The sequence below is a fragment of the Herpetosiphonaceae bacterium genome, from assembly GCA_036374795.1.
GTDB lineage: Bacteria > Chloroflexota > Chloroflexia > Chloroflexales > Kallotenuaceae > LB3-1.
Genome location: DASUTC010000023.1, coordinates 1 through 13463 on the forward strand (window position 1 = coordinate 1; position 13463 = coordinate 13463).

4 protein-coding genes are annotated in these 13463 nt (G+C 65.2%); 1 reads left to right on the forward strand and 3 read right to left on the reverse strand.

Annotated features, from left to right (window positions below; genetic code table 11):
• Positions 1-549: 549 nt before the first annotated feature.
• Entirely contained in the window at positions 550-8613 is an 8064-nt protein-coding gene (locus VFZ66_01035) for a SpvB/TcaC N-terminal domain-containing protein (protein HEX6287738.1), read from the reverse strand.
• An 80-nt stretch (positions 8614-8693) separates the two neighbouring features.
• Positions 8694-9065, reverse strand: a complete 372-nt coding sequence (locus tag VFZ66_01040) for a hypothetical protein (protein HEX6287739.1) — start codon at positions 9063-9065, stop codon at positions 8694-8696.
• Between the two features lie 379 nt (positions 9066-9444).
• Between VFZ66_01040 and fxsT the strand changes: the two genes are divergently transcribed.
• Positions 9445-12057, forward strand: a complete 2613-nt coding sequence (fxsT, locus tag VFZ66_01045; protein ID HEX6287740.1) for an FxSxx-COOH system tetratricopeptide repeat protein — start codon at positions 9445-9447, stop codon at positions 12055-12057.
• A 191-nt stretch (positions 12058-12248) separates the two neighbouring features.
• On the opposite strand, the gene VFZ66_01050 is transcribed toward fxsT, so the two are convergent.
• Positions 12249-13463: cytochrome P450 (locus tag VFZ66_01050; GenBank protein HEX6287741.1), on the reverse strand; the 1215-nt coding region annotated here is incomplete at its 5' end.

Consider the following 13463-nt stretch of genomic DNA (forward strand, 5'->3'; position numbering starts at 1 on the left):
GAGTCCCGCTCATGTGTTTGCCACCATTCGCCTGCTGAAGCCAACGGATTGATCCGAAAAGCCGGGGCCATTCTGGAGCGGAGTGGCTGCCACCCGCTCAGCAGCAGCTCACCGGCCCCGCGTACCACAAGGAGGATCAGCGGCTCGCCGACGGTTGACAGGGGACGCTGCTGCACGATCCGTTATTCTTAAGATCGCCGAGCGGCTGTGCGATCGAGTCGCGATCATCTCCGACGGGCGGGTGATCGCATCGGCAACGATGAACGAACTGCGCCAGGGCAGCACCGGCCAATCGCTCGAAGATATTTTCCTGGCGCTGACCGGCGGCGCGGAGTACGCCGAGATCGCCGAGGTGCTGGCGTAGGGAAGCCGAGGGTAGCGAATGAGGGGATGAGGGTGGGTTGGCAGAAGTCAGGACGTTCGGGCCAATGGAAGAGTTTGTTGGAGACGTGAAACTCTGCGCTTCTTGTTAGGAGCGTTCGGAGCAGGAAGGCAATCCTTCCTGCTCCGAACGCTGTTGATCTGGTGATTTAAGCACGACAGATCATTTTAGGGTACTTTGAGGCCGAGTCGTTTTGCTGTTCGCAGCAAAATCCTCTCTCTCACCTGCCAAGGTGTGTTGCCGCCTATGAAACCTGCCGCGCCTTTCTGTTGCTTCCAATACGTAGTTTCGGTTTTCGCAAAGTCTGTGATTCTTGGTCCAGTCACAGACAGGTATAGAAAGGCTTCTCTATCCTTATAATGTTCAGCTATAGTACCTGCTGCAAAATCGCCGACGAATGGGGCAATGGGGGCAAGGCTTTCACGCACTAAATGCCCCATCGTTCCAGGCGGGAATTTGCGGAGATAGTCAAGAGCCTCAAGCCTGCCAGTCTTTGTTCTTTGACTGGCTTTATGAGTAGCATAACCAGCAGTTCCGCCAGCAACTATGCTAACTCCGCCAAAAGGTAGTGTTATCAATGTAACACCTGCTCCGACGGCTACCGAAACTGGATAGATTTTCTCGCGTTTCCTGTCTCTAACTTGTCTATCCTTGGTCGGAGCGCGCCCATCCGGGTCCGTAAACTTGACCGGATTCTGATGGCTATAGCTGTACAGCCCGAGGTTCAGCGAGTTGTACACCCCGCCCATGCCGGGAAGCTTGCTCGTGTCCTCGTCGCTCTGGGCCGCGTCCTTCCTGCTCGGCAGATACTTCTCCAGAATCGGATCGGTACTCTGCCACACGCTGGTGCGCGGATCGTAGTAGCGCGCGCCGTAGTAGTAGAGGCCCGTCTCCTCGTCCAGTTCCTTCGACGTGAACAGATAGGGCGTCCGCTGCGTGTTGCTGGCCTCCTCGACCCACGTCTCGCCGAAGGGGAAATACTCGATGTGCTGGTACAGGTCGCCGTTGGCGTCGGTGACGTAGCCCGTGCTGCCGAGATGGTCCGCGTGGTAGAAGTACTGATCCTTCTCCAGCGGCACCTGTCCGCTCGGATTAGCCCCCGGCTTGTCCTGCTTCAGCAGCTTCGAGACGACGCGCGTCTCTCCGACATAGACGTGCTTGGTCCCAACCTCGCGGTTGCGCATGGTGAAGTACTGGTTGATGTAGGCCGTCTCGCCCTGCGGCCCGCGCTTGATCACCCGCTCGCCCGCGTCGTTGTAGGCGTAGGTGTGCTCGTGGCCGTTGTCGAAGAGGCTCTGGATACGGTTTTCCTCGTCCCAGACGATAGTCCGCCGCGTGCCGTTCTGATCGTGATCCCAGCCCGCCTGATTGCCGTTGGCATCATAGCGGAAGGTGCGCTCGCCGATGTGGGTCGGCGCGTGCGGCTGCGCCCCGTCGTAAGTGTAGGTCCAATCGTAGCTCGTCTTCTTCTGCTCAATCGGCGTGCCTGACGGCTGGATGATTTCGTTGTGCTGCCGCTTCGACGTGATGTTGTGGATCGTGTCGTAGGACAGCGCCAGCTCATAGCGATTGGTCTTGTCGGGATTGAATTGGTACGTGCCCGACGCGCCCACCAGCCGGTACAGATCGTCATAGCGATAGGTCTGGGTGGTCGAGCCGCCGAACGTGTTGGGATGCGGCACCGGCACATCGTTCGCCAGGCTCAGGATATTGCCGACGTTGTCGTAGCGGTAATTGAGATTCTGGAAGCGATTGCCCTCGCCCTTGCCCGCTTGCAGGTTTTCCAGGCGGCGGTTATCGGCGCGGTAGCGGTAGTGCGTGCGAATGCCGTTCCCGGCTTCCATAAACGCCCGCTGCTCAAACTTGTCGTACTCTAGCCGCCGCAGGTAGCTGTAGGTGTACTGCGCCTTCTGGCCGACCGCCTGCCGCACCAGGCCGCCCGAATCGTAGGCGTAGGTCAGCCGCTCGCCGTCGGGATAGGTCATCGTTTGCAGCCGACCAAAGGTGTCAAAGACATACGTCGTGGTATAGACCTCCGGCGCGCTGGGACCCCGGCCCTGCGTCGCGCTGGCGACCGTCTTGATCTCCTTCGTAATCTCGCCCAGCTTGCCGTAGAAGCGCTCCTCGCTGCCCGACTCATCCGTGACCAGCGTGATCCGCCCCGCGCGGTTGTCCGCCGCGCCCGGCGCGCCGTAGGTGTAGGTCACGTTGTTGCCAGTGAAGGTCGGGTAGCTGATCGCCGCTAAGCGGTTGAAGTCGTAGGCGTAGGAGATCTGCTTGCCCTCGGCGCGCAGGTTGGCGGTGATCCTGGCGATCAGGTTCGAGGCCAGATCGTAGACCAGCTCGGTCTTGCCCGCGTCGGGGCTGTCGATCGCCGTGCGGCGTCCGAGGTTATCGTAGGCGACGCGCGTAATGTTGTGCCGGTCGTCCTCCACGCGCACGATCTGATCGAGCGGATCGTAGCCGTAGCTGGTCCAGATCACCTGCGCGGTGCCATCCTCCAGCGTATTGAACTCCTGCACGCTCGTCGTCAGCTCGCGCACATTCTGATAGGTCTTTTTCTCGATACCGTTGGCATCCGTGACCGTCGTCACGAACTGCGTCGCGCCGAGGCGATCGGAGCCAAAGCCGTACACCATCGTCGTCGCGGTGTTGTCGGGCAGCACCGTCCTGGTCGTGCGATCCAGCACGTCGTAGGTCGTGCGCGTCGGCTGGATCGTGTCGTACGTGGGGTTGAACGTGCCGGGCGTGCCGAGCGGCTCGGTCACAGGGTAGAACTGCTCGACGACGCGGCCCACAAAGTCAAACGTTTGCCGTCCGGAGACGATCATCACGTCCACCGGCGACGCATCCACGCCCGCGTGGATCGTGCTGTCCTTCTTGGTCTGGAGCACCCGCTTCAGGCCGTCGATGAAGATCACCGTGTCGATCGTGTCGGTCGCGCTGCGGTATTTGTCCAGATGCTCGGTCAGCACCCAGGGCACCGCCGCGTCGTGGTGGTAGGCGAAGCGGATCGTGGCCGTGTCGCCATCCTGCTCATACGGGCCGGTGACGCTGGTGGTGCGTCCAAACACATCGTAGGTGTAGGTCGTCCGGTTCCCATTGAGATCGGTCGTGCTCGCGGTGGTGCCGTACGTGAGGTTGTACGTGCTGCCGGAGCGATAGCCGAAGCTGTCCGTGACGCTCGTGACGTGGGTCTGCACCACCGAATCGTACTCATACGTGAGCTGGTAGCGCTGACCGTGGCTATTCGCTGGCTCGATCACCGTGCGCAGATTGCCGTTCGGGAAGTAGGCCAGATCGGTCACGGCGGCGCTGCCATCGGCGAGGTACTTGCGCACCTGCGCCACATCGCCCGTCGCGCAATCAACGGTCGCCTCGCGCTGGCGCATGGTCGCGCCGCTGCCCATGACCACGATCGCGTTCGGCGTGCCCACAACATACGTCTCAGGGCAATTGGTGTAGCCGATCGTCGCCGTGACATCATCCTGCGCGCCGGTATCGCCCGCGTCGAAGAAGCGCGTCACGTTGCCCAGCGCGTCGTACTGGTAGGTGGTGAACGTGCTCTTGCCCGGCTGCAGCTGGCCCTCGTAGAAGCGCTCGTCGGTGCGGATGCGCTGCGGGAAGACCGTGGCCGTCGTGCTCTGCGCGTTGACCAACTCATCGCCGGTGTCCACGTTGATCAGCCGGTAGGTGTGCTCCGTCTCGCTGAACGGTCGACCCGCCGCGTCCTCGATCCGCTCGCTCGTGAGCAGCCCTTTGGTGTAGTAGCTGTCGGTGTGGAACTCGCGGATCACCCGGCGATAGACCGCCGCGCCGTTACCGGCGTCGCGCTGCTCCTCCGTCACCTTCGCATAGCCGTAGAACTCGCGCTCCAGGCGGTTGTAGCGGCCCTGCTCGTAGCGGTAGGTCGTGAGCTGCGTATCGACGCCGTCGCCCGCGTGGCCGTCATGCACGGCGACTTTCGAGAGCACCCAGCGCGATTGCGGCTGATCGTAGGTGTTGCCGTCGCGCTCATATTCCAGATCGATCGTCGCGCCCAGCGGGCGGTCGATCGACTTGAGCAGGTTGGTGCGGTCGGTGCGGTTGCGCGCGACCGTCAGCGTGCCGTCGTTGGTGCTGAAGACATGATCGGTGTAGCCGTCGCCGTTGACATCGCGGAACATCGTCTCCTGGCGGGCCATCGTCTGGCTGTAGTCCGCGCCGGGATTGACGATCAGGTAGCAGGCGACCAGACATAGCGGCACGGCGATCGTAAAGTAGAGGCCGCCGCCCAGGCCCACGCTCTGGCTCGTCGCGATGCCCTTCGGCAGCGCGCCGCTCCACACGGTTTCCGGCGCGAAGCCGTTGCCGGTGTTCAGCGCCACGCGCAGGCTGCCGCCCGCCAGCCGGACCCGATCGAGCAGCCCGTCGCCGTTGAGATCGTCGAGCGTCTGGCGCGTCTCCGACTCGTTCTTGCTCAGCGAGAGGCCACCGCCGAAGCCATAGATTCCGTCGTTGTAGCCCAGATTCGCGCCGATCGACGCCTGCTCGCTGCGGCCATCGTTGAGCAGCGCGGCGCCCCACGGCTCCGGCGCGGCAAAGCGATACCCCAGGTTGAGCGCGACCAGCAGCGTTCCGCCGTCGCGCGAGACGCGATCGGGCAGGCCGTCGCCGTTGAGATCGATCAGATCCGTCTCGGCCTCGGATTTGCCATCGCCGAGGCTGCCGCCAAAGCCCAACTGCACCATCTGGCTGCCGGTGGTATTGCCGCGTGGCGCTGTCTGCCCGGAGGTGTTGACCTCGCCGCGCGCATCTGCCTTGAAGTGGGCCGGGTTGCCGCCGATGCCGATGTTGCGGGCGCTCTCGCTGCTGCCACGGGGCAGGCTCATGCCCGGCAGCGCGCGATTCTGCGGCTCCAGGCCACCGGTCGGCGTGGTGTACTGCGCCCGCCCGTTGGCGACGATGTCGGGGAAGCGGTCGCCGTTCAGATCGAGGTAGTCCAGCTCGCTGCCGCTGGTGCCCGTCGAGATCGAGCCGTCGAGGAAGCTCACGCCGCCGCCGATCGCCGTCTGCTTCGTGCGGCTGAGCCGGCTAACCGCGCGCGCTCCTGCAACCAGCTCCGGCGTCGGCACCGTGATCGCGTCCGCGCCCATGCGCGCGCTGCTGATCGTGCTATCCGTGACCCAGCCGCCGTCGTCGGGACCGACCCAGCGGTTGGTCGCTGGCGACGGGTTGAAGGCATACGCCGTCGCCGTGGACGGATCGTAGCCGTCGCGCTGAAGCTGCTCCAGGTCGAGCACGAGCCGCGACTCGTCGATCGGCTGCGTGGCGCGGTCGCGATTGCCGTTGTAGCCGACGTAGCTCCAGCCCCGGTACGGCTGCGCAAACAGATCGGTGGTCGTCGCGCTGTAGAGCGCGCTCGGCACCGGGGTCGGCGTGCCGTCGCTGTAGGCTACGACAACGGTTGGATTCGTCAGCTTCGCGGCCAGCGCGGGATCGCTCGTGCTGTACGTGAAGAAGAGTTGCTCGTCCTGCTGCACGTCGACGGGGAGCGTCACTGGCTCCGCCTGCCCGTCGGCGATCGTGATCGCGCGCTTGGCGAGCAGCGCGCCCTGGCGCTTGACGGTGAACATGACCTGTCCATCGGTCGCCGCGTCGCCGTCCGCCGTGAGCTGCGGCGTGACGGTGAGCGTGCCCGCCTGCGGCGCGGTCCACGCTGCCTGCGGCGCTTGGAGGTTGCTCGCCGGGTAGAGATCGATGGCGTAGGGCGGATCGACCTCAATCAACGGATTGCCCTGATCGTCGGCGACGCGCACGCTCCCGGGCGCCGCCGTATAGACCAGGTTGGGCGTCCAGGCGATCTGGCGCACATCGATCGGCGAGTCGACGCGGACATGGAGCCGCAGCGCATCGCCCTGCACCACCGCGATCTGCTCGTCCAGCGCGATCGTGCCGGTCTGGTCCCAGCTCAGGGTTTTGGACAGGATCGGCGCGTCGTTCTTGAAGACCTCCAGCGTCAGATCGTCGGTGGTCGCGCCGCGCTTGACGAGATCGCCCGACAGCCGCACGGTGCCGGTGATCGGCATCTGGACGTGCATGCCCGTCCGCCCCGCCAGCACGAAGTCGTCCGCCGCCTGATACTGGTACGGGTTGAGGCCGTTGACATCGCTGGTCACGGGCGCGTCGAGGTAGGCGATCGTCGGACTCCAGGCCACCTGATCGTACGCGCCGTCGAGGACCGACTGGACGCGGAAGTAGATTCGATCGCCAGCCGTGACCTCCAGCGCGTCGACGCCCGTCGGCGTCCTGGCGGCGTAGTCGGTCGCCCCGATCCGCGCCGACCACAGCTCGCTGCCGTTCTGCTGGATCGCCACGCGCACGCCGTCCGCCGTCTGGTACGCGCTGCGTGCGTCGCTGGTATCCTCCACGAGCGCGACCGTCCCGCCGATCTGGATGCGTCCATCGTAGGGCGCGACCCAGCGGCGCAGCGTGTCGTGGAGCGGGAAGGCGTCGATCTGCTCCTGGTAGAGGTCGTCGTAGTTCGGCAGCAGATCGGTGCCGTCGACCGCGCCGCTGCCGATCGGCACGGGCGTATCCGCGCTATTGGCGGTGAAGGTCGGCACACCGTGATCGTTCAGGTGATTGAAGAGCACCTGGCCGTTGCGGATCAGATCGGGCAGCCCGTCGCCGTTGGCATCGCTGAAGTAGATCGCGCCGGTCGTAACGGTGCTCGACCGATTGGCGAAGACGTTAGCGGCCAGGTAGGCTTCCGCCCCGGCGGATACCATCTTCGCCTGCTCGCGCGAGAGGGCAGGCAGCGTCGGCAGCGTGATGGGAGAGCCGAACTCGGTCGTGCCGTTCGGCCCCGACTGGTTCAGGCGGAAGGCAAAGCCGTCGCCGTCTTTGAAGACCTTATCGGGCAGCTCGTCGCCGTTGAGATCGAGAAACGCCAGCACGCCCTCGCTGGTGCTCTGGTTGTAGCCGACCTTGCCACCGAACGATCCATGCTTGGAGGGCAGCGTCGGGTTGAAGCCGAGGTAGAGATGGCCGCCGACGCCCTCGGTCAGATTGCCGCTGATCGCGCTGGCCTGGCCGTGGCCCAGCAGCCCGGCAGATACGTCATCCGCGCCGGTATTCCACGGCTGCGCCGGATCGAAGGCGGCATACGCGCCGTTTTCTTCGTGGAGATCGTCGTAGTAGCCGAACTCGTGGGTATGGAAGGCCGTGCCGTCCTCGCCGTACTGCGTGATCGCGGTCAGCAGCGTCTTCTTGAACGAGCCTTCGCGGTAGGTCAGCTCGTAGCGCCGCACGAGCGATCCCTGAAATGTGACCTCGATCCGTTTCAGGAGATCCGCCGTGACCTGCTTGAAGCCGCCGCGCCCGTCGATGATCACATCCGCGCGGCGGGTAAAGTCGGGCAGCTCGCGGTCGCGGATAAACGTGACGGTGTACGCGCCGGGCGTGCCGTTGGAGCCGGTATAGTTGATCGCCTGGGGATAGAGCTGCACGCCGGGGACGGTGCCGCCCTCCACGCCGACATCGCTCACGCGGGCATAGGTGTAGGCGATGCGGTTGCCGTTGAGGTCGCGCGTCTCCTGCAAGGCCCAGCGGAAGATCTGGCCGCCGTCGTCGGTGAGGGTGGCCGCTGCGTCCGGTGTGTTACGCTCCGGCGTGCCGCCGTAGAAGAAGCGCGTGCCGTCTTTGGCGACGACCTCCCACCAGTACGTGCTCGGCCCATCGCCGTGACGAATGATCTGCTCGAACCCGCTTTCCACGCGGGTGTGAAAGACCTTCTCCACCGTGCGCGCCTGGGGCGCGGCGCGATGGGCCACCGGCGTAAGCTGCTCGCCGTTCAAAAGGTAGGTTTCCGTCTCGCGGGCGGCCTCGTAGCGCGGCACGCCCCAGCGCGTGTCGACGGTGATCGCCGGAAGCTGAAGATCCCAGCCGAGGCCGAGCCAGCCGTTGCCGCCGCCGGAGGTGTAGCTGACCCTGATCTCCGGCTGCATGTCGTTGCGTCCGGGCGGCACCTCGATCGGCACGCCAAGCCGCGCGTCGCCCGTGGCATTCGCGCTCGGCGGATCGATCAGGTTGATACCGGAGCCGGGATCGGCGGCCTTGATGTCCTTGATGCTGGTCGGATTATAGGAGAGCGCCTCAGGATGATCGGGCACCGTCACCGTGGCGTTGATCATGTCGGTGAAGTGATCGGTCAGGCTGACGATCACGCCCGCCTGGGTGTCCACTGCCACGCGCTCCAGCGCCTTCCACGAGCCGCTCTGCTCGTCGAAGTAAAAGGTCTTGATGTCCTGCGCGGTCAGGCCGGGCGGGATCAGCGCGGGATCATACGGCAGCGAGAGCCGAATCTGCTCCTGGAAGCGCGTGCCGTGGGGCAGGAAGCGGTAGCCCCGGCGCGGCCCGTGGGTAACGTGGTCATGCCCGCATCCAGCGTCGGCAACTCCTGCTGCGCGAGCGGCGTGATGCTGATCGGCGTGTCGGTGGCAACCGCCTGCGCGCCAAGCTCGATCGTCGCGCCATCATACACAACGCTGTGCGTTTGCCCAGGCGCGGCGAGGATCAGTTTGGTCAGGGGGCGACTCGCTTCCCACGTCGTGTCTGGTTCGTACGCGAAGATACGACCGTCGGGAACGATGAGGGACACCGTCAGGGCGAACAAAAAAACCAGACGAAGCAAGGCCGACATAGCTACCTCCTCCTGGCACGATCGAACAGCGGAACGGACAGGATCAGCACACGGACCCGAACCGGCCCGCGTCTGCCTCAGGATCATCCGGCGTCGGCACCAGCGGTCACACTCGACCGCGCTCCGGCCTATCCGGTGCCTTGGGGGGTACAGGCTGTGCGACGAACACCCGTGCATCGGTATCCTCAGCGCCGCCCCAGAAGGGTCCTGCCGATGGATAGCCACAATGCGCTTCTAGTAGACCATGCCAGTCCCAGGCTGTGGGATCGGTTTTCGATACAAAAGCGATATAGTTAAGCGATCTTTTACGATTACGTATGCCCACCACCAACACCTGCATCCTGATCGTGTGCAGCGCTCGCTCTTGGGGGAACGTGGTATGGCCGATGATAGTAAGACCGAGTACTCGATCGGATCGTGGGTCCGCCGCCGCCGGAAAGCGCTCGATCTGACCCAGGCCGCCTTAGCCGAGCGCGTGGGCTGCGCCGAAGTCACCATCCGGAAGATTGAGGCCGATACGGCGCGGCCATCGCCGACGATTGCCAGGCGCCTTGCCATCTGTCTGGATCTGCCGCCGGACGAGCGCGCGCGCTTTCTTCAGGTTGCCCGTGGCGAGCGCAGCGTCGATCGCTTACCCCCAGCGCTGAGCCGGATCGAGGCCGCGCCGCGATCCACGGACCAGGCCCCGATCCCGGTCGCACCGATCCCGCTGGACACGGTGCCCCCGCCTGCGCCGCTGCCGCCCGGCTCGCGCATGCCGCTGCGGCGCAATCCGCTCTTTGTGGGCCGCGACGCCGACCTCCACAAAGTCGCACGTGCCTTGACGATCGGTGAGACTGCGGCAATTGGGCAGTTGGAGATCGCCGCGGCGACGGGCCTGGGCGGCATCGGCAAGACGCAGCTCGCCTGCGAGTTCGTCCACCGCTACGGCCAGTGCTTTCCGGGTGGCGTCTTCTGGCTGAGCTTCGCCGATCCTACGACCATCCCGTCCGAAGTGGCGGCGTGTGGCGGCGCTGATGCCATGCAGCTCAGTCCAGCGTTTGGGACGCTCCCGCTCGACGAGCAGGTTCAGCGCGTGCTGGCGGCCTGGAAGGAGCCGCTGCTGCGCCTGCTGGTCTTCGATAACTGCGAGGACGAGGCGCTGCTCGATCAGTGGCGGCCCAGCCACGGCGGCTGCCGCGTGCTGATCACCAGCCGCCGCCGCCACTGGGACGTGGCACTGGGCGTGCATCCGCTCCCGCTCGACGTGCTGCCCCGCGCCGAGAGTCTCGCGCTGCTGCGCACGTTTCGCCCGGACCTCCCCGCCGCCGACGCCGACCTTCATGCGATTGCTGCCGCGCTCGGCGACCTGCCGCTGGCGCTCCATCTCGCGGGCAGCTTTCTGGCGAAATACCGCCACGCGCTCACGCCCGCGCAGTACCTGGAGCGCCTCCAGGCCCCGACGCTCCTCGATGATCGCTCGCTTCAGGCGGCGGGCCTGTCGCCGACGCAGCATGTGCAGCATGTCGCACGCACGTTTGAGCAGAGCTACGCGCGGCTCGATCCTGCCGAGCGGACGGATGCGCTGGCGCTGACGCTCCTCGCGCATGCCGCCTGCTTCGCGCCGGGGGAGCCGCTGCCGCGCTGGCTGTTGCTCCAAACGCTGGATCTGCCGGACGATGACCCTGATGGAGCACTCATGGCCGAGGATGCCCTGACGCGGCTGATCGACCTGGGGCTGCTGGACACCGACGCGGCGGGGAACCTCCGCATGCATCGGCTGGTCGCGGCCTTTGTGCAGGCCGTGCTGGTCGATGGAGCGGCGCAGGTGGCGGTGGAAGCGACGATGCTCCGCGTGGCGGATGACTTGAACAAGCGCCGCAATCCCCGTCCGCTGCTGGCGGTCCAGCCCCATCTCCGCTTCATCATGGAGGCGGCACAGCCGCGCTCGGATGCACGAAGCGCAGGGTTATACAATGCGCTGGGCGAGCATGTATGGCAGCTCGGCGCCTATCCTGAAGCACAGGGGTACCTGGAACAGGCCATAGCGATCCGGCAGCGCGTGCTGGGCATCCACCATCCCGACACGGCACAAAGCCTTAATACCCTGGGTAACGTGCTCTACTACCAGGGGCAGTACGCGCACGCGCAGGGCTACTATGAGCAGGCGTTAGGCATCCGGCAGCGCGTGCTGGGCACCGATCATCCAGAAACCGCCAGGAGCCTGAACAACCTGGGCGGCGTACTGGAAGCCCAGGGGCAGTACGCGCAGGCGCAGGGCTACTATGAGCAGGCGTTCGCGATTTGTCAGCGGGTGTTGGACCCAGACCATCCCTTGACCCTGCTAACCCTCAACAACCTTGGCCTGGCGCTGTATGAACAAGGGCAGTACGCGCACGCGCAGAGCTATCTGGAGCAGGCGTTGGGCATCCGGCAGCGCGTGCTGGACGCCGACCATCCCGACATTGCCGACAGCCTCAACAACCTGGGCGAGGTGCTCAAGGCCCAGGAGCGGTACGCAGCAGCCCAGAGCTACCTCGAGCAGGCGTTGGGCATCCGGCAGCGCGTGCTGGGCACGCGCCATCTCAGCACCGCTCAAAGCTTCAACAACCTGGGCGAGGTGCTCAAGGCCCAGGGGCGGTACGCAGCAGCTCAGGGCTATCTGGAGCAGGCGTTGGCGATTTGTCAGTGCGTGCTGGGCGCCGACCATCCCGACACTGCCGACAGCCTTAACAACCTGGGCGAGGTGCTCAAGGCTCAGGGGCAGTACGCGCACGCGCAGAGCTATCTGGAGCAGGCGTTGGCGATTTGTCAGCGGGTGCTCGGCACGGACCATCCCCACACCGCCACGGTGCTGCGCGGATTGGGCGAGCTGCTCCACGCGCGCGGCGAGACGGCGCAGGCGCGGCGCTCCCTTGAGCAAGCGTTGGCGATCTTCGAGCAGCGGCTTGGCTCGCAGCATCCCGACACCGAGCAGACTCGCCGGACGCTCGCGGCCCTGGATGCGATGTGATCCAGTGGCCTGGCTGCTCCTGAGCACCGCCACCAGCCGTTGACTCGTGGGCTTGCCAAGAAGGCTTCGAGCAATTCGCCCCGGCTGGTCGCCCCCACGGGCACGCCTCGCCGCCGCGCCTGATCTAGCAGCGAGCGCGTTGTGGCGGTCATGCGGAGCAGCCCGCCTCCCTCCTGGTCACGCCGGTCTGCTCACGCAGCTGGCACCCGATCCCACACGATCGGGAAATGATCGTAACACCGCATGATTAAGAAGGGCCGTGGAACCGCCGGCTCGTCGGCGTGGCGACGAAGCCCCGGTAGGCGCTGGAGGAGCGTCTCAAAGGCGATCCGTCCTTCGAGCCGGGCTAAGACCGAGCCGATACAGAAATGAATGCCCTTGCCAAATGCAACATGTTTGTTGGCATCAGCACGCCGAATATCGAACGTATCCGGGTCGGAGAACTGTGTCTCGTCACGATTCCCTGAGCCATACAGCACCAGCAGCCGCGCGCCCTTCGGCAGCAGGGCATTCCCCAGCACCACCTCGCTCGTCGTCATGCGGAATAAGCCGCGCACCGGCGATTCCATCCGCAGCATCTCCTCGATCGCCCCCGGCAGCAACCCCGGATCGTCACGTAGCGCCTGCATCTGCGCCGGATGCGACAGGAGCAGCGCCAGGCCATTGCCGATCAGCCCCGTCGTCGTCTCGTGTCCCGCGGCGAAGAGATCGATCGCATTGCAGACGGCCTCCTGTAGACTCAGCGGCGCGCTGCCGCCGATCTCCGCCGGAACCAGCAGCGTCAGCAGATCATCCTGGGGCTGCTCGACGCGCTGCTCCAGCTGCTTCCGAATGTAGCCCTGGTACTCGACGTATGCGTGCGCGGCGGCGACCAACTGCTCGACGGGGGCGGTTGCGCCCATCAGCAGTTGCCTGCCCTCATGCCCACGCTTCACCCGCGCGATATCTGCGCGTGGGATGCCCAGCAGATCGCAGATCACCAGTCCCGGCAGCGGAAAGGCAAACTGCGTGATCAGATCCGCCTGCCCATCCTGGATAAAGGCGTCGATCAACTGGTTGGTCAGCGCGCGAATCCGGGGCTCGAGCGACGCGACACGCTGCGGGGTCAGCGCTTTCCCAAACACAGCCCGCACGCGGGCATGATCCGGCGGATCGGTCTGCACCAGCGACTGAAATGTGAGGTAGCCCCGTTCGAGCACCGCGTTCACCGGCGCGGGAAGGACGCTTGTGGATTCCAGCGCCCCGGCGGACGAGAAGATGTGGGGCTGCTTCAGGACGGTGCAGATGTCGTCATAGCGCGTGACCGCCCACATATCGAAGCGTGGGCTGTAGAAGACTGGCTGATCGCGCCGGGCATGGGCATAGACCGGATACGGATCGTCGAGCTGGTCAGGGGCAAACGGGTC